Origin of the sequence: Paracoccus sp. S1E-3 (assembly GCF_013868135.1) — a bacterium.
In the GTDB taxonomy this organism is placed as follows: domain Bacteria; phylum Pseudomonadota; class Alphaproteobacteria; order Rhodobacterales; family Rhodobacteraceae; genus Paracoccus.
In genome coordinates, this window is the sequence record NZ_JACEMU010000004.1 from 1,946,297 (window position 1) to 1,971,789 (window position 25,493).

The 25,493-nt window shown below is 63.7% G+C and carries 25 protein-coding genes and 1 tRNA gene; 19 read left to right on the forward strand and 7 right to left on the reverse strand.

The genetic code is table 11. The features are described 5' to 3' along the window. Positions 1-11 precede the first annotated feature (11 nt). From H1S04_RS09635 to H1S04_RS09655, 5 genes are all read left to right on the forward strand, one after another. The gene (locus H1S04_RS09635; protein ID WP_181745266.1) at positions 12-773 is read left to right on the forward strand and encodes a flagellar motor protein MotB; all 762 of its coding nucleotides are present in this window, start codon (positions 12-14) and stop codon (positions 771-773) included. A gap of 83 nt (positions 774-856) precedes the next feature. Further along, on the forward strand, positions 857-2,218 hold the full coding sequence (locus H1S04_RS09640; RefSeq protein WP_181745267.1) for a flagellar hook protein FlgE: 1,362 nt from the start codon (positions 857-859) through the stop codon (positions 2,216-2,218). A 12-nt stretch (positions 2,219-2,230) separates the two neighbouring features. Further along, positions 2,231-3,688 (forward strand): flagellar hook-associated protein FlgK, encoded by a 1,458-nt coding sequence (gene flgK / locus H1S04_RS09645; protein WP_181745268.1) that lies wholly within the window; start codon positions 2,231-2,233, stop codon positions 3,686-3,688. 2 nt (positions 3,689-3,690) lie between these two features. After that, entirely contained in the window at positions 3,691-4,704 is a 1,014-nt protein-coding gene (locus H1S04_RS09650) for a flagellin (protein WP_181745269.1), read from the forward strand. A 35-nt stretch (positions 4,705-4,739) separates the two neighbouring features. Then, on the forward strand, positions 4,740-5,804 hold the full coding sequence (locus tag H1S04_RS09655) for a flagellar basal body P-ring protein FlgI (RefSeq protein WP_220185186.1): 1,065 nt from the start codon (positions 4,740-4,742) through the stop codon (positions 5,802-5,804). Positions 5,805-6,149: 345 nt separating this feature from the next. On the opposite strand, the gene H1S04_RS09660 is transcribed toward H1S04_RS09655, so the two are convergent. Continuing rightward, complete coding sequence (locus tag H1S04_RS09660; RefSeq protein ID WP_181745271.1) at positions 6,150-6,929, reverse strand: SDR family oxidoreductase; 780 nt, start codon at positions 6,927-6,929, stop codon at positions 6,150-6,152. A 163-nt stretch (positions 6,930-7,092) separates the two neighbouring features. Between H1S04_RS09660 and H1S04_RS09665 the strand changes: the two genes are divergently transcribed. The 8 genes from H1S04_RS09665 (at position 7,093) to rbsK (ending at position 15,305) form a co-directional block, all read left to right on the forward strand. Beyond that, a complete protein-coding gene (locus tag H1S04_RS09665; RefSeq protein WP_181745272.1) occupies positions 7,093-7,647 on the forward strand; it encodes a DUF1269 domain-containing protein in 555 nt (184 codons plus the stop codon). A 44-nt stretch (positions 7,648-7,691) separates the two neighbouring features. After that, complete coding sequence (mtgA, locus tag H1S04_RS09670; protein ID WP_255435496.1) at positions 7,692-8,426, forward strand: monofunctional biosynthetic peptidoglycan transglycosylase; 735 nt, start codon at positions 7,692-7,694, stop codon at positions 8,424-8,426. Positions 8,427-8,701: 275 nt separating this feature from the next. Next, positions 8,702-9,745 (forward strand): autoinducer 2 ABC transporter substrate-binding protein, encoded by a 1,044-nt coding sequence (locus H1S04_RS09675; protein WP_181745273.1) that lies wholly within the window; start codon positions 8,702-8,704, stop codon positions 9,743-9,745. A gap of 53 nt (positions 9,746-9,798) precedes the next feature. After that, the gene (locus H1S04_RS09680) at positions 9,799-11,310 is read left to right on the forward strand and encodes a sugar ABC transporter ATP-binding protein (protein ID WP_181745274.1); all 1,512 of its coding nucleotides are present in this window, start codon (positions 9,799-9,801) and stop codon (positions 11,308-11,310) included. Beyond that, on the forward strand, positions 11,307-12,299 hold the full coding sequence (locus H1S04_RS09685; protein ID WP_181745275.1) for an ABC transporter permease: 993 nt from the start codon (positions 11,307-11,309) through the stop codon (positions 12,297-12,299). Before H1S04_RS09680 ends, H1S04_RS09685 begins: the two co-directional genes overlap by 4 nt. A gap of 11 nt (positions 12,300-12,310) precedes the next feature. Then, a complete protein-coding gene (locus H1S04_RS09690) occupies positions 12,311-13,300 on the forward strand; it encodes an ABC transporter permease (RefSeq protein WP_181745276.1) in 990 nt (329 codons plus the stop codon). Then, positions 13,297-14,382, forward strand: coding sequence for a DUF4432 family protein (locus tag H1S04_RS09695; RefSeq protein ID WP_181745277.1), 1,086 nt, complete (start codon positions 13,297-13,299; stop codon positions 14,380-14,382). Before H1S04_RS09690 ends, H1S04_RS09695 begins: the two co-directional genes overlap by 4 nt. After that, positions 14,379-15,305: a ribokinase gene (rbsK, locus tag H1S04_RS09700; protein ID WP_181745278.1), complete on the forward strand. Its 927-nt coding sequence runs from the start codon at positions 14,379-14,381 to the stop codon at positions 15,303-15,305. Before H1S04_RS09695 ends, rbsK begins: the two co-directional genes overlap by 4 nt. On the opposite strand, the gene H1S04_RS09705 is transcribed toward rbsK, so the two are convergent. The 3 genes from H1S04_RS09705 to H1S04_RS09715 all read right to left on the reverse strand — a co-directional run bounded on the left by H1S04_RS09705 (position 15,302) and on the right by H1S04_RS09715 (position 17,791). Continuing rightward, a complete protein-coding gene (locus H1S04_RS09705; protein ID WP_220185117.1) occupies positions 15,302-15,892 on the reverse strand; it encodes a transglycosylase domain-containing protein in 591 nt (196 codons plus the stop codon). The genes rbsK and H1S04_RS09705 overlap by 4 nt on opposite strands. Positions 15,893-15,970: 78 nt before the next feature. Beyond that, entirely contained in the window at positions 15,971-17,143 is a 1,173-nt protein-coding gene (gene rlmN / locus H1S04_RS09710) for a 23S rRNA (adenine(2503)-C(2))-methyltransferase RlmN (protein WP_181745280.1), read from the reverse strand. A 123-nt stretch (positions 17,144-17,266) separates the two neighbouring features. After that, entirely contained in the window at positions 17,267-17,791 is a 525-nt protein-coding gene (locus tag H1S04_RS09715) for an invasion associated locus B family protein (RefSeq protein WP_181745281.1), read from the reverse strand. Positions 17,792-17,938: 147 nt separating this feature from the next. Here H1S04_RS09715 and H1S04_RS09720 point away from each other — a divergent pair, with 147 nt between their 5' ends. After that, entirely contained in the window at positions 17,939-18,925 is a 987-nt protein-coding gene (locus tag H1S04_RS09720) for an asparaginase (RefSeq protein WP_181745282.1), read from the forward strand. Between the two features lie 347 nt (positions 18,926-19,272). Here H1S04_RS09720 and H1S04_RS09725 read toward each other — a convergent pair whose 3' ends face one another. The 3 genes from H1S04_RS09725 to H1S04_RS09735 all read right to left on the reverse strand — a co-directional run bounded on the left by H1S04_RS09725 (position 19,273) and on the right by H1S04_RS09735 (position 20,738). Next, positions 19,273-19,899 (reverse strand): TetR/AcrR family transcriptional regulator, encoded by a 627-nt coding sequence (locus H1S04_RS09725; protein ID WP_181745283.1) that lies wholly within the window; start codon positions 19,897-19,899, stop codon positions 19,273-19,275. Between the two features lie 551 nt (positions 19,900-20,450). Continuing rightward, entirely contained in the window at positions 20,451-20,576 is a 126-nt protein-coding gene (gene ykgO, locus H1S04_RS09730) for a type B 50S ribosomal protein L36 (protein WP_042245282.1), read from the reverse strand. Positions 20,577-20,663: 87 nt separating this feature from the next. Further along, positions 20,664-20,738: transfer RNA gene (locus H1S04_RS09735), tRNA-Val, on the reverse strand. Between the two features lie 161 nt (positions 20,739-20,899). On the opposite strand from H1S04_RS09735, the gene H1S04_RS09740 reads away from it, so the two are divergent. The 5 genes from H1S04_RS09740 to H1S04_RS09760 all read left to right on the forward strand — a co-directional run bounded on the left by H1S04_RS09740 (position 20,900) and on the right by H1S04_RS09760 (position 25,477). Continuing rightward, positions 20,900-21,778, forward strand: a complete 879-nt coding sequence (locus tag H1S04_RS09740; RefSeq protein ID WP_181745284.1) for an N-formylglutamate amidohydrolase — start codon at positions 20,900-20,902, stop codon at positions 21,776-21,778. Beyond that, on the forward strand, positions 21,775-22,242 hold the full coding sequence (locus H1S04_RS09745; RefSeq protein ID WP_366521913.1) for an NUDIX hydrolase: 468 nt from the start codon (positions 21,775-21,777) through the stop codon (positions 22,240-22,242). The genes H1S04_RS09740 and H1S04_RS09745 overlap by 4 nt, the downstream gene beginning before the upstream one ends. 226 nt (positions 22,243-22,468) lie before the next feature. Next, a complete protein-coding gene (locus H1S04_RS09750) occupies positions 22,469-23,467 on the forward strand; it encodes a TRAP transporter substrate-binding protein (RefSeq protein WP_181745285.1) in 999 nt (332 codons plus the stop codon). A gap of 73 nt (positions 23,468-23,540) precedes the next feature. Further along, the gene (locus H1S04_RS09755; protein WP_181745286.1) at positions 23,541-24,158 is read left to right on the forward strand and encodes a TRAP transporter small permease; all 618 of its coding nucleotides are present in this window, start codon (positions 23,541-23,543) and stop codon (positions 24,156-24,158) included. Then, positions 24,155-25,477: a TRAP transporter large permease gene (locus H1S04_RS09760; protein ID WP_181745287.1), complete on the forward strand. Its 1,323-nt coding sequence runs from the start codon at positions 24,155-24,157 to the stop codon at positions 25,475-25,477. The genes H1S04_RS09755 and H1S04_RS09760 overlap by 4 nt, the downstream gene beginning before the upstream one ends. The last annotated feature ends 16 nt before the right edge of the window (positions 25,478-25,493 follow it).

Below are 25,493 nucleotides of genomic sequence, written 5' to 3' on the forward strand. Positions count from 1 at the left end.
GGGGTGGTGGCATGGCCACGCGTGGCGACAACGCGCCGATCGTGATCAAGCGGATCACGATCAGCGAGGAAGGCGGCCATCATGGGGGCGCCTGGAAAGTGGCCTATGCGGATTTCGTGACCGCGATGATGGCCTTTTTCCTGCTGATGTGGCTGCTGAACGCGACCACTGAAAAGCAGCGGCAGGGTCTGGCGGAATATTTCAGCCCGACCGTGGTGCGCACCGAATCCGGTCAGGGCGGGGTGGGCGCCGATCAGGGTAACGCTGCCGGAAACCCGGCCCAGGCTGCGGCCGAGGGCCAGCAGGATCCGCTGGCGGCGCTGAACGCTCATATCCAGAACCAGCTGAAGGGCATCGGTGCCGAATCGATGCAGATGCAGAACATCCTGCGCCATGTCGTCACGCGCGTGACCGACGAGGGTCTGGTGATCGAGCTGAGCGATCTCGTGGAGGAACCCCTGTTCACCGAGGATACGGCCGAGCCGACGGCGGTCCTGCGGCAACTGACCGGGATTGTCGCACGTGCCATCTTCCGAACGCGCAACCAGGTCGCGATTGCGGGGCATGTCCGGTCCTATCCTGCCATGCTGGCGAAATCGCCCGTCTGGGATCTTTCGAATCAGCGCGCCGACGCAGTCCGCCAACTGCTGGAAAAGACCAGCCTGCCTGCCAAACGCATTCAGCGCGTCACCGGCTATGCCGACCGGCGCAGCCAGCCGGCGAACCCTGCGGCGCCCTCGAACAACCGTATCGAACTAATTTTACTGAAGTAGCCGACCGAAACCGGGGCGCGTTAGGGCGATCTTAAACATTGTCGCGCAACCTGCCCGAAACGACTCATGCAAAGGGTGACTGAATGTCGATTTCGTCTTCGCTGAATGCCGGTGTTTCCGGGCTGGCCGCAAACGCCACGCGATTGGCGACCATTTCGGATAACATCGCGAATTCGGGAACGTTCGGCTATAAGCGGGTGATTTCCGATTTCGACGGTATGGTCATCAATCAGGCACGCGGCGCCGGTGTCTATTCGGCGGGTGGCGTAAGGGCCTCGACCACACGGCTGATCGACCAGCGCGGGACGCTGATGGCGACCTCCAACCCGACCGATCTGGCGATCTCCGGGCGGGGTATGCTGCCGGTGGCCCCATCGGTTTCCGTCGGCAACCAGTTTGACGATCGGCCGATGATGATGACGACCACCGGTTCGTTCCGCACCGACGCGGATGGCGTGCTGCGCACCGATTCCGGTCTCGTCCTGCTCGGCTGGCCGGCAAATGCCGATGGCACCATTCCGCTGATGCCCCGCGATACTCTGGGTGGGCTGCAACCCGTGGTGATCAACGCCAACCAGACCGCCAGCGATCCGACGACGAAGATGACACTGGGGATCAACCTGCCGGCCACCGGCACCGAGGCGGGGGCGCCTGTCGAACCTCTGACCTCGAAAATCGAATATTTCGGCAATCTCGGGACCTCCGAGTCGTTGGTTGTCAGCTTCGCGCCCAGCACCTCGCATGCCTCCGGCATGTCCAATACCTGGACGATGGAGGTGCGTGATTCCGCGACTGAAAACGACCCGCTGACACCTGCCGATGAAAGCGTGATCGGAACCCTGACGCTGGTCTTCTCGAATGACAAGACCAAAGGGGGTATGCTCGCGCAGGTTCTTGATGCGAATGGAAATCCCCACCCGAATTATGACCCGTCGACCGGTGCGCTCGGTCTGACGGTCGGTAAGACCTCGCAATATGCCGGTGATGCGATGAGTGTCACGATTGGCAAGCTCGGCGATCCGAATGGCCTCACCCAGCTGGGCAAAAGCTTTGCGCAGACCAATATCTCCAAGGACGGATCGCCGGTCGGTAACCTGACGGCGATCGAGGTGGACGAAAACGGTTATATCCGCGCGACCTATGACACCGGCTTCATCAAAACGATCTATCAGATCCCGCTGGTCGATGTGCCCAATCCGAATGGCCTGACTTCGCTGAACAACCAGACCTACCAGGTCTCGCCGGATTCGGGTTCGTTCTTTCTGTGGGATGCGGGCGATGGCCCGACCGGCGCCGTTGTCGGCTATGCCCGTGAAGGTTCCACGACCGATGTCGCCGCGGAGTTGACCGACCTGATCCAGACGCAGCGCGCCTATTCGTCCAACGCGAAGGTCATCCAGACCGTGGACGAAATGCTGCAGGAAACCACCAATATCAAACGCTGAGGTTGACCGGCCATGAGCATCGCCAACGCACTCAACAACGCGATCAGCGGGCTTACGGCCGCCGCCCGCGGGACCGAGGTCGTCTCCTCGAATCTCGCCAACGCCCTGACGCCCGGATACGGTCGTCGCGAACTTGATCTCTCTCCCCGCGTCCTGTCGGGGAACGGCGGCGGCGTCCACGTTGACGGTGTCAGCCGCATAGTCTCCAGCAGCGTTCTTGCCGAGTTTCGTGTCGCCCGTTCCGGTCTGGGCAGATCCACCGTCAGCCACGACTTTCATAAGACGCTGGAAAGTTCGATAGGCCTTCCACAGGATAGCGGATCGTTATCGGCATTGATGGCGGGACTGGAAACTGCCCTCGTCTCGGCTGCCAGTCGCCCCGACAGTGATGTTCGCCTGCGTGGCGTGTTCGATGCCGCAAATCAGCTGGTTCAGAAGATGGGGGCGATCAGCAACACGATTCAGGACAGCAGAACGAAGGCCGACCGGCAGATCGGACTTCAGATCGATATGCTGAACGACGACCTGTCCGAGGTGTCTCGCCTCAATCGGCAGATCATCACCGAAGGCGCGAACGGCCGCGACACGGCATCGCTCGTCGATGCCCGTCAAGCGGCGGTTGACCGGATTTCCAGCATCGTGCCGGTCCGCGAAATGCCACGTGAAAACGGGCGGATTGCACTGTTTACCACCGGTGGCATGGTTTTATTGGATGGCGCGACGTCAACCAGCTTCGGCTTTCAGCCGACCGGGCGCCTGACGCCCGAAATTGACAGCAACTCCGCCACTCTCGGTAGGCTGACCATTGATGGAGAGCCTGCATCCACATCGCAGATGACCTTGCTGGCGGGCGGCTCTCTTTCCGAACTTCACAAGGTTCGCGACGACTACGGCGTTGCCGCGCAAGCTGCATTGGATGCGGTGGCCCGCGAACTGCACGATCGCTTTGCGGATCCGGCCATTGACCCCAGTATTTCCGCTGGTGGCTCCGGTCTATTTACCGACGGCCCCGGCAACTTCGATCCGGTGAACGAACGTGGGCTGTCGTCGCGCTTACGCGTCAATGCCGCCGTGGACCCGGCCCAGGGTGGCGAGCTTTGGCGGCTGCGCGATGGCCTTCATGCCAGCGCAAAAGGGGATATCGGGAATTCTACGGTGATCAACGGCTTGACCCAAGCCATGGGCGCGATCCGTCAATATAGCTCGGCTGGCGCCCCGGATTCCGCCGGCAGTCTGGGCGCCTTGGTTGCAGGCGTTCTTTCGGCGGCGTCGGCCGCGCGCCTGGCTGCGGAAACCCAGAAGACCCACGATGCGACACTTCAGTCCTCGCTTCAGAACGCACTCTTCGCTGACGCCGTCGACAGTGATCGCGAGATGGAAATGCTGCTTCAACTTGAAAAGGCCTATGCGGCCAATGCCAAGGTGATTCAGGCCGTGAACGAAATGATCGACAATATTCTGAGGATATAGCGATGAATTTTGTATCAGTTGGCGATCTGTCGCGGGTTTTTACGCTGCGAAGCGCTAATTCGAACCTGCGGTCGGATATTCAGCGTCTGTCGCAAGAAGTGACGACCGGGTTGCGGGCGGATATTCCGAAGCATCTGAATGGCGATCTGGTGGGGCTTGCGACGATTGAGCATGGCCTCAGCCAGGCCCGTGCGTTTCGACGCGCGTCTTCCGAAGCTGCATCGACGGCTTCATCGATGCAGGCCGCCTTGGGGTCGTTGCAGGATATATCCGAGACGATGGGAGGAAGCATGCTGTCTGACACCTCGCTGGCGGTCAACCATACTCTCAAATCTGTTGCGACCTCGGTTGCGGGGCAGCTTGATAGCGCGATTTCGGCGCTGAACACCACTGCGGGGGGCAAGTTTATCTTTTCGGGTGCGAAAATGGACAAGCCCGCGATGATCTCCACCAACGACCTGATTGGTCAGGCCCAGTCGGTCATCGCCGGGGCTGCGACTTCCGCCGACGCGCTCCAACGGTTGAACGATTGGTTTGATGCCGCCCCTGGGGCGGGGGGCTTTGCCGATACCGCCTATCAAGGGTCAACCGAACAGGTGGCGGAGTTCGGCATCGACGCAGCGACCACCATACGTTTCGGGCAGACCGCAAATGATGGGGCGACCCGCAAGATCTTACTGGGTCTGACGATTGGTGCCCTGGTAGCCAAAGGGGCATTTGACGGGGACCATGCGGCGCAAGTGGACATGATGCGCGCGGGTGGGGCCGCCATGATGGAAGGAAACTCCGGGATGGTGCTGATGCGCGCAGATCTCGGCGTGACCGAGCATATTATCGAGCGAGGTTCCGTTCGGCTGGACACCATGCTGACGAGCCTTCAGATCGAGCGGACCAATATGATCCAGGCCGATACCTATGAAGCAGGTAGCCAACTGATCCAGACCGAAACCCAGCTTGAAGCGCTTTTTGCGATGACCGCGCGCCTCTCCAACCTCAGCTTGGCGAAATACCTGTGAAAATCATCGTCACTCTGACGCTTTGTATCTTCGCGATGTTTAATGTGGCCGAGGCCGCGAGCATCCGGCTGAAAGATGTCGTCGTATTCGACGGCGTCCGCGGAAATGATCTGGTCGGCTATGGCCTGGTGGTCGGGCTGAACGGCACAGGTGACAGCCTGCGGAACGCGCCTTACACCGAAGATATGATGGTCACGCTTCTCGAGCGCCTGGGCGTCAATGTAAGTTCGGACCAGTTTCGGCCGAAGAACGTGGCGGCGGTCATGGTCACGGCCGTGCTTCCACCCTTTGCGCGGGCTGGAAGCCAGATGGATGTGACGGTTTCCGCCATCGGCGATGCCGACAGCTTGATGGGGGGAACCCTGATCATGACCCCGCTGAGCGCTGCGGATGGCGATGTATATGCCGTGGCGCAGGGCTCGGTCATCGCGGGCGGCATTGCCGCGAAGGCGGAAAATGCCGCGGTCATTCAAGGGGTGCCGACGGCAGGATCGATCCCCGCCGGGGCGCGCGTCGAGCGCGAGGTGAATTTTGATTTCTCGACGCTGCGGAATATCCGCCTGGCGCTGAAAAATCCCGACTTCACGACCGCTTCCCGGATTGAGCGCGCAGTGAACGGCAGCGACGTCGGTCGGATCGCAGAGATGGTCGATGCCGGGACGGTGGTCCTCGACTTGTCGGGCAGTGATAATGTCAATCCGGCGCGCCTGTTGAGCCGGATCGAAAACATCGTGGTCGAGACGGACAGCAAGGCGCGGGTCGTGGTCGACCACCGATCGGGCACGATTGTCATGGGCGACGATGTGCGTATTTCGCGGGTGGCCGTGTCGCAAGGCAATCTGACGCTGCGTGTTCAGGAAACGCCTATGGTTTCACAGCCCAACCCGTTCACGGATGGCGAAACGGTTGTCGTGACGCAGGGTGAGGCAGCCATTACCGAGGAACCTGGTATCGGCTTTGCCGAGGTGCAGGGAAGTTCCTCCCTCTCGGATGTGGTTGCCGGATTGAACGCGCTGGGGGTCTCTCCGCGTGACCTGATCGATATTCTGAAGGCCATTCATGCCGCTGGAGCTCTGCATGCGGAACTGATTGTCAACTGACCACGTCACCATTTGGAAGGCGAGAAAAATTCGCATTACGGGGCGGCTTGCCGTTCTGTCGACGGTAAACTGCGCCGGATCGGTGTTCTGGGGGGCGAGGGGAACAGTCCAGGCTGTTATTACGGAACTGGTGCGGATACTGCGGCATCGCCGGAGCGCACTGACCGGAGCGTATCCTCAAAGCGATTCACATTGAGGCCGTGAAGCGGTTGGTGAATGTCTCACCCGGCGCTCGGGTGGTGAATTGGGGCTGGATCGCGGAATGCTTTGGCGGAGAGGGAGGGGGAGCCGCAGCGAAGGGGGCGCAGATATGCGGTCGGCGGTCGCACCCCTGTCGCACCCCTGCTAAATGGTGACGTTTAATGCGCCACCGTCGATCAGAAGGTTCTGACCGATGATGAACCTGGCCTGCTGGCTGCACAGGAAAGCGCAGGCGGCCCCGAAATCAGCGGCCGAGCCATAGCTGCCGGCTGGGATATTGGCTTGGCGGCGCGCGCGGGCCTCGTCGAGCGAGATGTCTTGGGCTTTTGCGGCTGCGCCGTCCAGACTGTCGGCGCGGTCCGTCGCGTGCAGGCCGGGCAGAAGGTTGTTCACCGCGACACCGTGCTTGGCCACATCCCGCGACATTCCGGCGATGAAGCCGGTCAGGCCGGTCCGGGCGGTGTTCGAAAGACCCAGCACCGAAATGGGCGAGCGCACAGCGGCCGAAGTGATATTGACCACCCGGCCCCATTTCCGTTCGATCATGCCCGGAACGGTTGCCTGGATCAGCGCCACGGCTGTCAGCAGATTCGCGTCGAGCGCCTTGATGAAGTCGTCGCGGGTCCATTCGGTCCAATGACCGGGCGGCGGCCCGCCCGCATTATTGACAAGGATATCGATCTGGCCGGCGACCTCCAGCACTTCGGCGCGACCCGCCTCGGTTGTGATGTCGGCCGCGACGGCCTCGACCGAGACGCCGAAGCGCTGGGCGATCTCATCGGCGGTTTTCAGAAGGGCTTCGGCGCCGCGGGCGTTGATGATCAGGTCGACGCCCTCGGCGGCAAGCGCCTCGGCGCAGCCGCGTCCCAACCCTTTTGACGCCGCGCAAACCAGAGCGCGCTTCCCCCTGATGCCCAGATCCATCGAATCCTCCCTTACAATAACCGTCCACAAGGAAGCGCGGCCGGGCCGCTTTGTCCAGTGGAACCGGCTTCGTGATCGGGTGTTTTGCTTGGGCGAGCGGCCGGTCAGGTGACCGGCGCCCGGGCCATACGCGTTCGTGTGTCTCGCATTGAAAGGGGAACCCATGTCCGATCTTCTGGTGATTGCTTTCGATGACGAAAGCTCTGCCTTCGACCTGCGGACCGAACTGGTCAAACTGCAGAATGAATACCTCATCAAACTGGAGGATGCTGTCGTCGTGACCCGCCCCACGGCCGATGACATCCAGTTGCACCAGTCCCTGAATCTGACGGCAGCCGGCGCGGTTGGGGGCACCTTCTGGGGCACCTTGGTCGGGCTGCTGTTCCTGAATCCGCTGGTTGGCGCGGCGGTGGGCGCCGGGTCTGGCGCCTTGGCGGGTTACCTGACCGATTACGGCATCAACGATAATTTCATGCGCGAGATCGGGCAGAAGGTCACGCCCGGCGGCTCGGCGCTGTTCCTGCTGGTGCGCGAGATGACCACCGACAAGGTGCTGGACCGCATCGTCGATTTCCACAAGCGTGGCCGGGTCATCCAAAGCTCTCTGTCGAAGCAGGATGAGGAGCGTCTGCGCGAAGCCCTTTCGGGCGGCGCGGTCCCCCCGCCGGCTGAGGAGGTCACGGCAGAGAACGCAGCCGCGCAGGCCCCGAAACTGTAAGCGTCGCGTTTCAGGCCTGCGGGCTTGACCTTGCGCATGGCCGCATGAGACGAGCGGCCATGCGCAACCCGACCGAGCCAGAGACCGTGACCGAAGCCGTCGTCCCGTCCCGATGGCGGTTCCGGCTGTGGCGCTGGCTGGCGGGTTGGGCATGGTATCTGGGCCTGCGACTGGCGCTGGCAGCATTCGTGCTGGTCGTCCTGTTCGCGCTGTTCAACCCGCCGACCACGCTGACCATCATCCAGAATGCCCGCGATTACCCGATCCAGCGCCGCGAATGGGCACGCCTGGACGAGGTCGCACCGGTGATGGCGCGCTCGGTGGTGGCCGCCGAGGACGCCAATTTCTGCCTGCATTGGGGCTTTGACATGGCCGAGATCCGGCGCGTCGTCGCCTCGGGCCAGCAGGGCGGGGCGTCCACGATCAGCCAGCAGACGGTGAAGAACGTCTATCTGTGGCAGGGTCGCAGTTGGCTGCGCAAGGCGGCCGAGGCGCTGATGACTCCTCTCGTCGAAGCGATCTGGACCAAGCGCCGCATTCTTGAGGTCTATCTGAACGTGGCTGAATTCGGGCCGGGCGTTTTCGGTATCCACGCGGCTGCGCAATATCATTTCGGCACCACGCCGGACAGGCTGACCGCCACCCAGGCGGCGCGGCTGGCGGCTGTGCTGCCGGCGCCGAAGTCGCGCGGCACCGGCCAGGGGTCGCGGCGTTCTCGGGCCATTGCGGATGGTGCGGCCACGATCGCGGTCGATGGCCGCGACGCCTGCTTTCGCTGATCCGCACACCCTGTGGTTGTGACGTTTCATTCAAGCTCAAAATTTCCTCATGCTGGCATGTGAGAAACGCCGCCCCGTGACGCTGTGAACAGCGGCTGGTGAAAGGAAATGTTCATGAAAACAACAGATTGAAATCTCGGCCGCAGACGCGTCGATGAAACGGACTGTCTCTCCGGCCAGCTTGACGCATGAGTTTTCGAATGTAACCGTGCGCGGCGGAGAAGAAGGGCGGCCCATGTCCCCCGTGGCGAGGCGGCCCGCATAGGGAGGAAAACATGAAACATTTTCTGGCGGTGACATTCCTGGGCGCGATGGCGGCCGGTGGGGCTTATGCGGAAGGCCCGGTCGATGTGACCAATGTGAACAAGGAGCTGATCACCTCGGTCGAGGGCAAGACCTACACCATCGCCACGGTGGTCAAGGTCGACGGCATCGCCTGGTTCGACCGCATGCGCGAGGGCGTGGACCAGTTCAAGGACGATACCGGCAACGACACCTTTATGGTCGGCCCGTCCCAGGCCGACGCGGCGGCGCAGGTGCAGATGATCGAAAACCTGATCGCGCAGGGCGTCGATGCGATTCTGGTCGTGCCCTTCAGCGTCGAGGCGGTGGAGCCGGTGCTGAAAAAGGCCCGCGACAAGGGCATCGTGGTCATCACGCACGAGGCCTCGAACATCCAGAACGCCGATTACGACATCGAGGCCTTCGACAATTTCGCCTATGGCGAGAACCTGATGAAAGTGCTGGGCGAGGCGATGGGCGGCAAGGGCAAATATGTCGCGACGGTGGGCAGCCTGACCTCGAAAAGCCAGATGGAATGGATCGACGGCGCCATCGCTTATCAGGAGAAGAATTTCCCCGAGATGAGCCTCGCCATGGACCGGCTGGAAACCTATGACGACGCCAATCAGGACTATACCAAGCTGAAAGAGGCCTTTACCGCCCAGCCCGACATTACCGGAATCATCGGGGGGCCGATGCCGACCTCGGCTGGCGCGGGTCGTTTGATCACCGAATCCGGGCTTGAGGGGAAGGTTCAGTTCTCGGGCACCGGGCTGGTCTCGGTCGCGGGGGAGTATCTGGATAATGGCGCGGTCGAATATATCCAGTTCTGGGATCCGGCGGTGGCCGGCTATGCCATGAACATGCTGGCGGTGGCGGCGCTGGAAGGCAAGCGCGACCAGATCAAGGCGGGGCTGGATCTGGGGCTGCAAGGCTATACCGATCTGATCGCCCCCGATCCGGCGGCGCCCAACAAGCTGTATGGCGCGGGCTGGGTCGGCGTGACCAAGGACAACATGGCCGAATACGACTTCTGATCGGCGGGCTGGCCGGGGATTTCGGCCGGCCGCTTTCTTTTGCGGGCATCAGCATGACCAATCCGACCCCCCTGATCGAAATGCGCGGCATCACCAAGCGCTTCGGTGGCGTCACCGCGCTGGATGATGTCTCGCTCAGCATCATGCGGGGCGAGATCCATTGCCTCGCCGGCGAGAACGGGTCGGGCAAGTCGACCATCATCAAGGTCATGTCGGGGGTCTATCAGCCCGATGCCGGCAGCATTCTGATCGACGGCCAGCCCGCCGGGGTGCTGGACCCGGTGAAATCCACCGCCGCCGGGATTCAGGTGATCTATCAGGATTTCTCGCTGTTTCCGACGCTGTCGGTGGTGGAAAACCTGACCATCAACAGCTTCCTGCGCGAAGGCGCGCGGGTGGTCGACCGCAAGCGCGCCCGCGCGATGGCGCGCGAGGTTCTGGCGCGGCTGGACGTGGATCTGCCGCTGGACGCGGCGGTCGAAACGCTGCCGACCTCGGGCCGGCAACTGGTGGCGATCGCGCGCGCGGTGCTGGCCGATGCACGCCTGATCATCATGGATGAACCCACCACCGCCCTGACCGGACGCGAGGTCGAACGGCTGTTCCGCATCACCCGCGACCTTCAGGCCCATGGCATCGCCATCCTGTTCGTCAGCCACAAGATGCGGGAAATGCTGGATCTTTCCGAACGGCTGACGGTGTTTCGCAATGGCCGCAAGGTTGCCGAAGGCGCCATTACCGATTTTGACGAGGCCGCCATCACCCGCGCCATGACTGGCCGCGATCTGGAGGCCGGTCATTACGACGCCCCGGCGATACAGGGCACGCCGCGGCTGGAATACCGCGATGTCTCGGTCCCCGGTCGCCTCAGCGGGGTGTCGCTGAAGCTGTGGCCGGGCGAGGTGGTCGGGGTCAGCGGGCTGATCGGCTCTGGCCGGACCGAACTGGCGCTGGCCGCTTTCGGTATGTTGCCGCCCGCGACGGGCGCGGTGCTGGTCGACGGGCGCGATGTCACGCCGCGCTCGGTTCAGCAGGCCATAGCGGCCGGCATCGCCTATGTCCCCGAGGACCGGCTGTCCGAGGGGCTGTTCCTGACCCGTTCGATCCGGGACAACTCCATCGTCTCGTCCATCCGCCGTTTCGCGCCGGGCCTGTGGCTGAACCGCAAGGCGGCCGCCGATGCCACCCGCGAGATGTTCGAGGGCATGGCCATCGCTGCCCCCTCGTCCGAGGTCGCGGTGGGCACGCTGTCAGGCGGCAACCAGCAGCGGGTGATGATCGGCCGCTGGCTGATGACCGGGGCGAATGTGCTGATCCTGAACGGGCCGACGGTCGGCGTCGATGTCGGATCCAAGGCCACCATCCACGCCATCATCCACCGCATGGCGCGCGAGGAAGGGCTGGCGGTGCTGATGATCTCGGATGACGTGCCGGAACTGGTCGCCAACTGCAACCGCGTCGTCACCATGGTCCATGGCCGCATCGCCGCCGAACTGTCCGGCCCCAGCCTGACCGAGGACGCGTTGAACGACAGTCTGCGCCTGAATATCGCGGTCTCCGCATGAGCGCCGAAACCGCGTGGTGGAAAAGCACCGAGGCCATGGTCGCCGGCATCCTGCTGCTGGCGATGGTGCTGATCGGGCTGGTCAATCCCGCCTTCTGGTCGCTGGAAAACCTGTTCAGTCTGGCGCGGTCCAACGTGGTGATCGGCATCATGGCGCTGGGGGTGCTTCTGGTCATGATCTCGGGCGGGATCGATGTCAGTTTCCCGGCTTTTGCTGCTGCCGCGGCCTATCTGGTGGTGCGGGCGATGGTCGACTGGGGCTGGTCAACCGGCGTGCTGGTGCCGTTCCTGCTGGCGACGCTGCTGGGCGCGGCGATGGGGCTGGTCAATGCCACGCTGGTCTGGAAGCTGCGGATGATCCCGCTGATCGTGACGCTGGGCACGGCGGCGATGGCGCGGGGGTTGCTGAACGGCGTCGTCGGCACCTCGAACGTGAATATCAACAAATATCCGAAGTCCCTGATCGCCTTCGGCAAGACCGACCTCATCACCCTGACCAATGCCAAGGGCGCGAGTTTCGGGCTGCCGGCGACGGTGCTGGCCTATCTGGGGCTGGCGCTCGTGATCCATCTCGTGCTCAGCCGGACGATGATCGGGCGATCGGTTTATGCCTATGGCGCCTCGCCCGAAGCGGCGAAGCGGGTCGGCTTCAAGACCGGGCGCACGCTGATCTTCGTCTATGTGACGGCGGGGGCGCTGGCAGGCTTTGCCGGGCTTCTGCAAAGCTCGATGATCTGGATGGCCAATCCCCGCGATTTCGTCGGATGGGAGCTGGACGTGATCGCCGCCGTGGTGCTTGGCGGGGCCTCCATCTTCGGCGGGCGCGGCTCGGTTCTGGGGACGATGCTAGGGGTGTTCATCCTGGTGATGATCAAGAATTCGCTGATCCTGATGGGCATCGACACGACATGGCAGCGTGTGGTGGTGGGGTTGATGCTGATCGCGGCGGTGGCGCTGACGGCGCTACGCGACCGCAAGGCCATCGTGTGAGGAGGGGCCAGATGAGCGATTCCAGCCTGACCGCCCGCCTGTCCCGCGCCACCGGCGGCGCCACCAATCTGCAATTGATGCTGGTCTGTATCGCCGTCCTGATCGCGATGAGCTTTGCCAATCCGCGTTTCCTGAACGCCTATAACTTCGAATCCATGGCCTTCTTCCTGCCGGAACTGGGGATTCTGTCGGTCGCCGTGATGATCGCGATGCTGACCGGCGGGATCGACCTGTCCATTGTCGGGCTGGCCAATCTGGCGGCGATCACCGCCGGGCTGTTCTTTCAGCGCATGGGCGGGGCCGAGGCCGGGATCGGCTCGGTGCTGATCGGCATCGCCATCGCGCTCAGCGTCGGGCTGCTGGGGGGCATCCTGAACGGGTTGCTGATTTCGCGCCTGCGCATCACGCCGATCCTGGCGACGCTGGGCACCGGGCAGGTCTTCACCGGGCTGGCACTGGTGCTGACCGGGGGGCCGGCCATCGTCGGCTTTCCGGCCGCCTGGAACGCCATCGGCAATGCCAAGCTTGGCCCGATACCGCTGCCCTTCGTGATCTTCATTGCCGTCTGTCTGGGCGTCTGGCTGTTGCTCAGCCGGACGGCCTTCGGTCTGCAGCTGATGCTGATCGGCACCAACCCCCGCGCCGCCGTCTTCGCGGGCATCAACCGGGCGCGGATGCTGCTGTACAGCTATGCGCTGACGGGGGTGCTGGCGGCACTGGCCGGGATCATCCTGTCGGGGCGGACCAATGCGGCGAAATCGGATTACGGCGCCTCCTATCTGCTGCAGGCGGTGCTGATCGCGGTTCTGGGGGGCACCAACCCGGCCGGCGGGCGTGGCAACGTGCTGGGGGTGGTGCTGGCGCTGATCTCGCTGGTGATGCTGTCCTCGGGCTTCCAGATGATGCGGGTCTCGAACCATCTGATCGACTTCATCTGGGGCGCGTTCCTGATCGGCGTGCTGGTGCTGAACTATCTGCTGAGCGGCAGGAGGGCCGGATGACCGCCATAAATCTTTATCGCGACCAATTCACCGAAGCGCGGCGCCCGGTGCTGCATCATGGTCAGATCGGCGTGGATATCTGGCGCAGCCCGACCGGCGTTGAGATGCTGCGGATGCGCAACCCGAGGGGGCAGGTGACAATCCTGCCCTTCATGGGCCAGATGTTGTGGGATGCCAGTTTCGACGGCCTGAATCTTGGCATGTCGAGTCAGTTCGACAATCCCCGCCCGGCCGCGACGATCATCGGAACCTATGGCTGCCTCGGCTATCACGCGGGGCTTCTCGCCAATGGCGTGCCGGGGCCTGACGACAGCCATCAGGTCCATGGCGAATTTCCGACCTGCCGCATGGATCAGGCGATGCTGTTCACCGGCGAGGATGACAACGGTCGCTGGGTCGAGCTTTGGGGGCGGTGCAATTATGTCGAGGGCTTCGGCCCGCATTATGACGCAGAGCCGACCGTGCGCATCCATGAAGGCGGGACCATGATCGACTGGGGCATGCGGGTCTGGAACCGCTCGGCCTTTCCGATGCCGCTGCAATACATGGCGCATCTGAACCCGGCCTTCCTGCCCGGCGCGACCATCCACCAGCCCGCGCCCTTCACGCCGGACCGCACGCAGGTCCGCCGCGCCGTGCCGCGCCACGTGACCCCGACCCCGGATTATCTGGCCTTTCTTGACCAGCTGGCCGCCGATCCCGGCCTGATGCGGGTGCTGGACCGCGACGAATACCAGCCGGAACAGGTGTTCTATATTCGCGATCCGGGTACGGATGGCGACGGCGTGGCTCACCTGATGTTGCGCCGGCCCGAAGGCGACGGGATCGCGCTTGGCTATCGCCCCGATCGACTGCCGAAGCTGGTGCGCTGGATCATGGCCAATGGCGACAGCAAGGTCGCAGGCTTCGCGCTGCCCGCGACCTCGGAGCCGGAGGGTCGCACAGCCGAGCTGGCAAAGGGCAACGTGATCGAACTGGCGCCCGGCGCAGAGGCGCGGTTTTCGGTGCGCTTCGGCTATGTTACGGCGGATGAGGCCGAGGAACTGGCACAGGTGATCGCAAGCACAGGGGGCGAGGGATGAGGAAAGGCCGCATCGGCGTTGTCGGGTCGAACATGATCGACCTCATCACCTATACCGACCGGATGCCCGGCCCCGGCGAGACCATCGAGGCGCCCGATTTCGAACTGGGCTTCGGCGGCAAGGGCGCCAATCAGGCGGTCGCGGCGGCGCGGCTGGGATCGCAGGTGATGATGGTCACCTGCGTCGGCGACGACATGTTCGGCCACCAGCAGATCCAGAACTTCACCACCAATGGCATCGATACCGGCCATGTGCGCATGGTGACGGGCAAGCCCTCGGGCGTGGCCCCGATCTTCGTCGAACCCTCGGGCGAGAACGCCATCCTGATCGTGAAGGGCGCGAATGCGGCGCTGTCCCCTGCCGATGTCGACGCCGCCGAGGCAAACCTGTCGCAATGTGACGTGATCCTGATGCAGCTCGAGGTGCCGCTGGAGGTGGTCTATCACACCATCGCCATGGCCGCGCGCCACGGCATCACTACGGTGCTGAACCCGGCCCCCGCCAGCCGCGCGCTGGAGGTGCCGCGGCTGTCCGGCCTGTCGTTCTTCTGCCCCAACGAAACCGAACTTGCGACGCTGACCGGCCTGCCCACCGAAACCGAGGCAGAAATCCTGACCGCCGCCCGCCAGCTGATCGGGCAGGGGATCGGCCAGGTGGTGGTGACCCTCGGCGGCCGCGGCGCCCGGCTGGTCACGGCTGATGCGGTGCAGGACATCGCCCCGGTGAAGGTCACCCCGGTCGACACCACGGGCGCCGGCGACGCCTTCATCGGCAGCTTCGCGCATTTCTTCGCCTCCGGCATGGCCGCGCCGCAGGCGCTGACGCAGGCGGCGCGCTATGCCGCCATGTCGATCACCCGGCGCGGCACCCAGAAATCCTATCCAACTGCGCAGGAATTCGCGGCATCCGGCCCGGCAGCCTAATCCGCTGCCGATGTCGGGCAGGTCCCCAGCGGTGAACGCACATCAAGGGGCTGTGCCATTGCGGCCGCGGCCTCCTGCGGGGACACGAGGCCGCTTTCAGCCATTTCGGTCAGCACATCATTGCGCCGCTCCAGGGCGCGGTCGGCCTTCTTTTGCGGGTGAAACTGTGCTGGGGCGACGGGAAGGGCCGCCAGCAATGCCGCTTCGTGAAGGTGCAGTTCCTCGGTTTGTTTGCCGAAATAGGCACGGGCGGCACCATCCACGCCGAAACAGGACTGCCCCAGGAAAACACCGTGCACATACCAGTTCAGGATTTCATCCCGGCTGAGTGCCTGGGCAATGGCGGCGCTCACGGCTAAGCGTTGCCCGCCCAGGTCGGGTTGATACATCAGTCCGACGCCGGCTGTGATGGTTGACCGACTGGGCGAGCGCTTGAAGAATTTTCTGTCCTGGCCGGTCAGGAAGGCGTCCAGAACCAAGCGGGGCGCGGCGGACCATGCGCCTTTTGCAGATTCATATGCGGCGCGCACAGCCTTGGGGCGCAGAAACGGAAATTCATCCTGCGACTGGGCGGAGGCGGGCGACATGACCGACAGCAAAACCACAGTCGTGGCGGCCAGCCATTGGCATCGCTGAACCCACCCGCCGAAGAACATCCGGCCCATTTACACCCGCGCTTCCGCCTCGACCTGCGCTTTCGACTTCCGCCCGCGCTCGGTCGCGGATTTCAGCTGCCCGCAGGCGGCCATGATATCCTCGCCGCGCGGCGTGCGGATCGGGCTCGCATAGCCGGCCTTGTAGATGATGTCGGCGAATTTCTCGATCCGCTCCCAGCTCGACCGCTTATAGGGCGCGCCGGGCCATTCGTTGAACGGGATCAGGTTGATCTTCGCCGGGATGCCCCGGATCAGCTTGACCAGACGGCGCGCGTCCTCGTCGCTATCATTGATCCCGTCCAGCATCACATATTCAAAGGTGATCCGTTCGGAGTTCGACAGTTTGGGATAATCGCGCAGCGCATTCAGCAGCGTCTCGATATTCCATTTCCTGTTGATCGGCACCAGAACGTCGCGCACCGCATCGGTGGTGGCGTGGAAGCTGATCGCCAGCTGGCAGCCGATCTCCTCGGCGGTCTTGGCGATCTCCGGCACCACGCCCGAGGTCGACAGCGTGATCCGACGGCGCGACAGCGACAGCCCCTCGCCATCCATGGTGACGCGCATCGCATCGCGCACGGCGTCGAAATTATACAAGGGCTCGCCCATGCCCATCAGCACGACATTGCTGACCAGCCGGGTTTCGTCTTTCGGCGCGCCCGGCTCGGGCCATTCGCCCAGATCGTCGCGCGCCAGCAGGATCTGGCCGACGATCTCGCCCGCCGTCAGGTTGCGCACCAGCTTCTGCGTGCCGGTGTGGCAGAAGGAACAGGTCAGCGTGCAGCCGACCTGCGAGGACACGCACAGAGTGCCGCGATTTTCCTCGGGGATATAGACCGCCTCGACCTCGTGGCCGCCGGCGATCCTCAGCAGGTATTTGCGTGTCCCGTCTTCCGAGACCTGCCGCGTCACCACCTCGGGCACGGAAATCTCGAATTTCTCCGCCAGCAGGGCGCGGTAATCCTTGGCGAGATTGGTCATCAGGGCGAAATCGCGCACGCCCCAGTGATAGACCCATTGCCAGATCTGCCCGACCCGCATCCTGGCCTGTTTTTCAGGTGTCCCGGCGGCGATCAGCGCCTCGCGCAGCTGATCGCGGGTCAGGCCGACGATATTCGCCCGCCCGGTTTCGGGCAGCTTGCGCGGAATGGTCAGCACGTCTTGCGTGATCGGGGCGGTCATGGCGGCAGATTCCTTGGGAAGACCGCAGACATAATGAAAAACCGGCCGCCGATCAAGGCAGCCGTTTCATTCTGGCATAAATATCCTGCTGGGGTGCGGGGGCGCGCAGCCCCCGTCACGGCCTTACTGGCAGCTGGCCTTCGCCTTGTTGGTCGCGGCGGTGATGCCCGACAGGCTGAAGGTGTCGACCGTCTGCGTCCCGCGCGAGGAGACGGCCGTGAGCGTCGCGCTCGACCCGGCCCGCAGCGCGGCGATCAGCTTGGCATCTTCCCCGTTCGAGCCGGTCCAGGCATTTTCGCCCTCGGTGAACAGGTCGAACTTGTTGCCGCCGACATCCACCTTCACGGTCGAGCCGGGCTTGAACGGATAACCGCCGGTGAAGCTGACCTCGCCCGCCGCGCCGGGGCGATAGGCGATATACAGCCGGATATCGCCGCGTTCGACCTGAACGGTTTTCCCGTCGCGGGTATTGGCCGAGGATTTGGGCGGCGACACGGCCCAGCATTCCTTGGGATTGCTGCCACCGAAGATCGTCCAGTCCCCTTCGGTGCCGATGACATTGGTGGATTCCTGTGCCAGCGCGGGGCCGGCCAGTCCGGTCGCGACAGCGATGATTGCGGCCGCGCCGCGCAGCTTGGTGATGGTCATGTTCTGCCTCCTGCCGATAGCGTTCTTGACGATGCCTGTGGCCTTTGATGCGGTTCGCCGTCAAGATAGCGCCAAATCAATGCGCGAAAAAACCCCAATCGGCACGAAATCGCGCATTTGTCAGTAAATTCGGATGAAGGAGCAGCCATGTCTGCGGTGGAAATGATCGAACTTTGGCGCGGCGACCTGTTGGAGGGGGTGCATCGCGGTCACGCCGTCATCCATGACGGGCGCGATGTGGTCGCCGCCTGGGGTGATCCGGGCAAGGTGATCTTCCCTCGCTCGTCCTGCAAGATGATCCAGGCGCTGCCGCTGCTGGAATCGGGCGCGGCCGATGCGGCAGGGCTTCAGCCCGAGCAGTTGGCGCTGTCCTGCGCCTCGCATAACGGCGCCGCGCTGCATGCCGGCAAGGTCGGTGCCTGGCTGGAGGGGCTGGGGCTTGGCGAAAGCGATCTGCGCTGCGGCTGTCATATGCCCTGGGACAAGGATGAAAACCGCCGGCTGACCTGTTCGGACCACGCGCCCAGCCAGCTGCACAACAATTGCTCGGGCAAACATGCGGGGTTTCTGACCTGGACTCGCCACGCGGGTGCAGGCCCTGAATATGTGGCGATCGACCACCCGTTGCAGCAGGCCATCCGACAGGCCACCGCCGAGGTGACTGGGGAAGACCCTGCAGGTTACGGCATCGACGGCTGCTCGGCGCCGAATTTCGCCGGCTCGATCACCGGGCTTGCCCGCGCCATGGCGGCATTCGCCCAACCGGGCGGCGATGCGCGCGGGCAGGCGATGGCGCGGCTGGTCCAAGCGATGACCGCCTATCCCGAACTGGTCGCCGGCGAGGGTCGCGCCTGCACCGAACTGATGCGCGCCATGGGCGGCCGGGTCGCAGTCAAGACCGGGGCCGAGGCGGTCTTCATTGCCATCATCCCCGAGAAAAAACTTGGCGTGGCCGTCAAGATCGAGGACGGCGGCACCCGCGCCTCGGAAGCCGCGATCACCGCGCTGCTCGTCCATCTGGGGGTGCTGGACAAGGATCACCCGGTGGTCGGCAAATATCTGACGGATCCGATGAAGAACTGGCGCGGGATCGAGGTCGGCGGCCTGCGCCTCGCGCCCGGCTTTCCGCGCTGAATCATGACGGGTCCGGTGGCGCATCCGCTGGCATATGAGCGCGGATGCGCGGCTGTGGTGCTGCCAGAATTGCGTGAATCGAGACCGGCATCCATGGCAGGCCCCGGATCAACGCCGGCACGACCACGCTGTGCGGCAGCGCGCCGGACCAGCGCGTCGTCCCGGCAGTCGAATACGGTCTGGTGGATGTCCGTGCGCCGACTTGCAGCGCCTTGGCGCGCAGATCCAGGGCGAAGGCGCGTGCTTCTTTGGGCGCCTCTGTTTCTGTGGATGGAGCGGCCCGAATATTTCGACCCCGAAACGCTGGCGGTCTTTCGCCGCCTTCAGGGTCGCTGTGGCGGCCTGCGCTAGGCGGCCTTGGTCCGCAGTCCCGAGATGAACGCCGACAGCCCCCGTTGCATCCAGATGAAGGGGTCGCCGTTGGGTTGCCAGTCGCGGAAATGCCCATCGGTATACATGCGCGACAGCCCGTAGACGATGGCGCGGGAATCCAGCACCACGGTCTCGATATCCTGCCCCGGCGCCAGCTGGCCGTTCTCGCGGGCGCGAGTCAGCAGCTCGACCATTCTGACGCGGATGCGCGTGTTCACCATGTCCGAGGTTTCCGAGCTTTGGAAGTCGATCAGCTTGCGGTCGCTGACGATCTGGAAATGCGTCGGATGCGCGCGCACCCAGGCCAGATAGCCCTGACCGATCTTTTCCAGTTGGCCAAGCGGGTCGTGTTCCATCTCCGGGTCCTGCGCGGCGGTGACGGCGTCGAACAGCCGCTCGACCGCCTGCTCGGCGACGGCGGTCAGCAGCGCCGATTTCGACTTGAAATGCCGAAATGGGGCGCCGGGCGAGACGCCGGCCCGCTTGGCGACCTCGCGGACGGTCACCTTATCCACACCGATTTCCTCGATTAACTGGATTGTCGTCTCGATAAGCGTCGGGACGAGATTGCCGTGGTGATACGGGCGGGATTCGTCGGGCATTCTGGTCTCCTCGGGCGCGGAGGATAGGGGCGGGATGTTAGCGGCACAACCTATACTTGTATATAGGTGATGTGAGCACCAATAACATATATAAGCCATGCAAATTAAGTTACATTTCATGCCGAATGCGTGACGATCAGATCGACTCGGCCCACGCCGCCCTTGCCCCCGTTTCGGCTGAAAACCAGTGGCGCAGTCAGCGCCCGGCCCGACCATTTCGACGCTGACCGAAGGCGCGGATTGCTAGGGATGGCCATGCCGGCGTTGTGGGCGTGACGCAATGCCGCTACGTCCGGCTGATGTCCGCCCCTTCGACGATCGGGGCACGGCTCTCGCGGTGAAGGTGAGACCGTCCGGGCAAGATCAGGCACGACATGAACATCTAACGCGACGTGAACGACGCCTTTGGCGCTCGGTCATCGGCGTTCTGCCGGGCGACAGGCCCGTCACGGGCCGCTGCGGCGTCATCGCCTGCGGGCAGACATGAAAAAACCCGCCGCAGTGATGCGGCGGGTTTCAAGGTGCAGGCCCCGAGGAGCCTGTTCGTCGTCTCAGCCCTGACGGGCCTTGAAGCGACGGTTGGTTTTGTTGATCACATAGATCCGGCCCTTGCGGCGCACCACCTGGCAATCGCGGTGGCGGCTTTTGAGCGAGCGGAGCGAGTTGCGAACCTTCATCGGTCTTGTCCTCATCGCGGCGCTCAGCCAAGCGCCTTGAAACTCAAATACCTCCGAGCCGCTTGCGGCTGCCCGGAGGCGCGAAAATGGTGGGCGGTACTGGGATCGAACCAGTGGCCACTACGATGTCAACGTAGTGCTCTACCGCTGAGCTAACCGCCCGTTCCCGTGCGCATCTGCCCGTCTGAGGCGGGATTCGCGTCGGTTCGAGGGTCTATATAGGCAGTCCGCAGGGGTTTCAAGACGGTTGGCGACAGAAAAACGCACAGCTATAAATCATTGGAGAGGGGCGGCAAATCGCCGTCGGACATGGGGGAAAGTCCATGACCCAGGGCGCGACGCCACCGGACGGCTTCGGGCACGAATTGCGCCGCCCGAACGAATGGGCCAGCGGTGTGATCGTCTGTTCGCCGCATTCGGGACGCGATTTCCCGGACTGGTTCCTTCGGGAAACCTGTATTGGTATCAATGCCTTGCGCTCGTCCGAGGATGCGTTCATCGACCGGCTGATCCAGCCTGCGCTGGCGGCGGGTGCGGTCACGCTTTCGGCGCGACTGCCGCGCAGCATCGTCGATCTGAACCGCGCCGCCTCCGAACTGGACCCCGGCGCGGTGGAATGCGCGCCCGCCCGCACGCCTTCGCCGCGGGCACTGGCGGGCCTGGGGGTGATTCCCCGCGTCGTCTCGGGCGCGCGCCCGATTCGTCTGGCGCCGATCACCCTGACCGAGGCGCGCCGCCGCATCGACACCTACTGGCGTCCCTATCACGCGGCGCTGCGGGGGCTGATCGACGAAGCGCTGGCGCGGTTCGGCTGGGCCATCATCATCGACATGCATTCGATGCCGCATGACGCGATCTCGCATCTCGTGTCGCCCCTGCCGGACGTGATCATCGGCGATCGTCACGGTGTCAGTTGCGGGCCGATCCTGCGCGAGACGGTCTGCACGCTGATGCGGCTGGCCGGCTTTCGGATACGTCTCAACGCGCCGTTTTCCGGCGCCTATGTCGCCAATGCCTACGGGCGCCCGGCCCAGAACGTCCATGTCCTGCAGATCGAGATCGACCGCGATCTGTATCTGGACCCGGTCAGCATGGAGCCCTCGGACGGTTATGATGCCCTGGCCGAGCGGCTGGGCCGCGTGCTGGCGCGGGTGGCGCAGCTGCGCCCCGATGCCGGTCACGGCAAGGTCGCCGCCGAATGATGCTTGCGCCGGGCGAGACGCCGGATTTCGGCGGTGCCAAGCTGATCCTGACCTGCGGACCCGATCTTCTGGCCTGCCTGCGCGACGATTTCGCCCATATTCCCTGGCCCGCGCATTGGGACCTGCCCGGCGGCGGCCGCGAGGGGAACGAAACCGCCTCGGCCTGCGCCCTGCGCGAGCTGCACGAGGAATTCGGCCTGCGCCTTCCCCCCGACCGGCTGGAGGGCGCTTTCGTCTTTCCCAACACCAGCGGGGGTCGCGCCTCGATCTTCTTCACCGGCCGCATCACCCGGCACGAAATCGCCGCGATCCGCTTCGGCGACGAGGGTCAGTGCTGGCAAATGATGGAGATCGGCGCTTATGTCGCCCATCCCCGCGCGGTGCCGCATTTCCGGCGGCGGGTCGCGCAATGCCTCGGGATGGAGGGTCCGCAGGGATCTGCGGAGGCGCCCCAGACGGGCTGATCCGGCATTTTGCGGCGCTGGCCTGCGCGGCAGGCAGGGGTGGCCATCAATCGCTTTACGTTCAAAAGGCATCGCGGTGGGGCGGCAACGATCAAATGGGTCGGGGTGCGGTCAATTTGCAGCATAGGCAGCCGGAAGAAATCAGCCTATTGATAGCGTTGAGGGAGGATTGTCTGCATCTTGTGGCGTTTTCCGTCATGTCAAAACCAAAACTACCGGGGAGGTAATGATGAACCGTTTCGTATCCGCAGGTCTTGCGGCGGTGATCGCCTTGGGTCTGGGCGCGGGCGCCTGGGCACAGGAGATCACCATCAAGTTCAGCCATGTCGTGGCGCCCGATACGCCCAAGGGCAAGGGCGCCGAGAAGTTCAAGGAACTGGCCGAGAAATATACCGAAGGCAAGGTGAAGGTCGAAGTCTATCCGAACAGCCAGCTGTACAAGGACAAGGAAGAACTGGAAGCCCTGCAACTGGGCGCGGTGCAGATGCTGGCGCCCTCGCTGGCGAAGTTCGGACCGCTGGGCGTCCCGGATTTCGAGGCTTTCGACCTGCCCTACATCTTCGATGGCTATGAACAGCTGCGCAAGGTCACCGACGGCGAGGTCGGCAAGGCGATGCTGGCCAAGCTGGAGGACAAGGGAATCCGCGGCCTCGCCTATTGGGATAACGGCTTCAAGATCATGTCGGCCAACAGCCCGCTGCTGACGCCGGACGATTTCCTGGGGCTGAAGATGCGCATCCAGTCCTCGAAGGTGCTGGAAGCGGAAATGAACGCACTGGGCGCGATCCCGCAGGTCATGGCCTTCTCGGAAGTGTATCAGGGCCTGCAGACGGGCGTGGTCGACGGCACCGAAAACCCGCCCTCGAACATGTATACCCAGAAGATGCACGAGGTGCAGAAGAACGCCACGCTGTCGAATCACGGTTATCTCGGCTATGCGGTGATCGTGAACAAGGACTTCTGGGACGGCCTGCCCGAGGACGTGCGCGGTCAGCTTGAAAAGGCCATGGCCGAGGCGACCGTCTATGCCAACGGCATCGCCCAGGAGGAAAACGAGAAGGCGCTTCAGGCGATGAAGGATGCCGGCACCACCGAGTTCCACGAGATGACCGACGAGGAAAAGGCCGCCTGGAAAGAGGTGCTGCTGCCCGTTCACGAACAGATGGCCAGCCGCATCGGCGCGGACCTGATCGCCCAGATCAAGGCCGCGACCGGCGCCGAATAAGCGACGCAGGCGGGCCGGGGAAACCCCCGGCCCGTTTCGCAACCAAGAAGAACAACATAAGGGGGGGACGACGATGCGGGTTCTGGACCGCTTCGAGGAAATTCTCATCATTGTGCTGATGGCGGCGGCGACGACCCTGATCTTCGTCGCCGTCACCCAACGCTATTCACTGGACATGCTGGCCTCGCTGGTGCGCGCCAGCCGGGGCTGGGATATCGCCTGGATCAGCGACAGCGCGCGGGCGGCCTACGGGGCGGTCCGTTCGGTCAATCTGGTCTGGGCACAGGAGGCCTGCATCTATCTGTTCGTCTGGATGGCGAAATTCGGTGCCGCCTATGGCGTCCGCATCGGCATCCATGTCGGCGTCGACGTGCTGGTCGAGCGGCTGGAGGGCCGCGCCAAAACGATCGTGACCGTGATCGCTATGTCGGGCGGCATCCTGTTCACCTTCATCGTCGCCTGGATCGGCACCGATTTCGTTTACCATGTCTACAAGGGCGGCCAGACCTCGCCCGATCTGGAAATCAAGATGTGGATCGTCTATCTCGCCGTGCCGCTGGGTTCGGCGCTGATGTGCTTCCGCTTCGTGCAGGCGCTTTATTGGTATCTGACCACCGGCTATATCGCCCATCACGACCTGGGCGCGGTCGACGGCGTCGATGACGATGGCGCATCGGAGGGCAAGGCATGACCGCGCTCATCATCTTTGCCATTCTGACGGTGCTGCTGCTGACCGGGATGCCCGTCAGTATCGCCCTCGGCCTGACCGTCTTTTCCTTCCTGTTCGCCTTCACCAACATTCCCATGGACAGCATCGCGCTGAAGCTGTTCACCGGCATCGAGAAGTTCGAGATCATGGCGATCCCGTTCTTCATCCTCGCCGGCAATTTCCTGACCCATGGCGGCGTGGCCCGGCGGATGATCCGCTTCGCCTCATCCATGGTCGGGCATTGGTATGGCGGCATGGGCATGGCGGCGGTCATCGCCTGCGCGCTGTTCGCGGCGATTTCCGGGTCGTCGCCGGCGACGGTGATGGCGGTGGGGTCGATCCTGATCCCGGCCATGGTCAAGCAGGGCTATCCGCCGCAATTCGGGGTGGGGGCGATTTCGACCGCCGGGGGGCTTGGCATCCTGATCCCGCCCTCGATCGTCATGGTCATGTATTCGGTGGCAACCACGGGCATGGTGGTGACGGGGCCTGACGGCCAGCCGGTGATGTCGGCCTCGATCGGGTCGCTGTTCATGGCGGGGGTGATCCCCGGCCTGATGCTGGCGACGATGCTGGGGGCGACCACCTATTGGCGGGCGCGGGTGAACAACTATCCGCGCATGCCCAAAGCCAGCTGGGCCGAGCGCTGGACAGCGTTCCGCGAATCCGTCTGGGGGCTGCTGCTGATCGTCATCATCATGGGCGGCATCTATGGCGGCATCTTCACCCCGACCGAGGCCGCCGCCGTCAGCGCCGTCTATGCCTTTGTGATCGCGGTCTGGGTCTACAGGGATATCAAGCTGCGCGATGTGCCCCGCGTGCTGCTGTCCTCGGCGGCGATGTCGGCGATGCTGCTCTATATCATCACCAATGCGGTGATGTTCGCCTTCATCCTGACCAGCGAACAGATCCCGCAATCGCTGTCGGCCTGGATCGTCGACCTCGGCTTCGGCAAGATCGGCTTCCTGCTGATCGTGAACGTCATGCTGCTGATGATCGGCATGGTGATGGAGCCTTCGGCCATCGTCCTCATCATGGCGCCGATCCTCTATCCGGTCGCCGTCAAGCTGGGCGTCGATCCGGTGCATTTCGGCATCATGATGGTGGTCAATATGGAGATCGGGCTTTGCACGCCCCCGGTGGGTCTGAACCTCTACGTGGGCTCGGCCATCTCGCGGCTGGGCCTGACCGAGGTCAGCAAGGCCGCGCTGCCATGGCTGGCGACGGCCTTGGTCTTCCTGATGCTGATCACCTATATCCCGGAAATCTCGCTGTGGTTGCCGCGCATGCTGGGCATGTGAGGACCGATCTGGACCG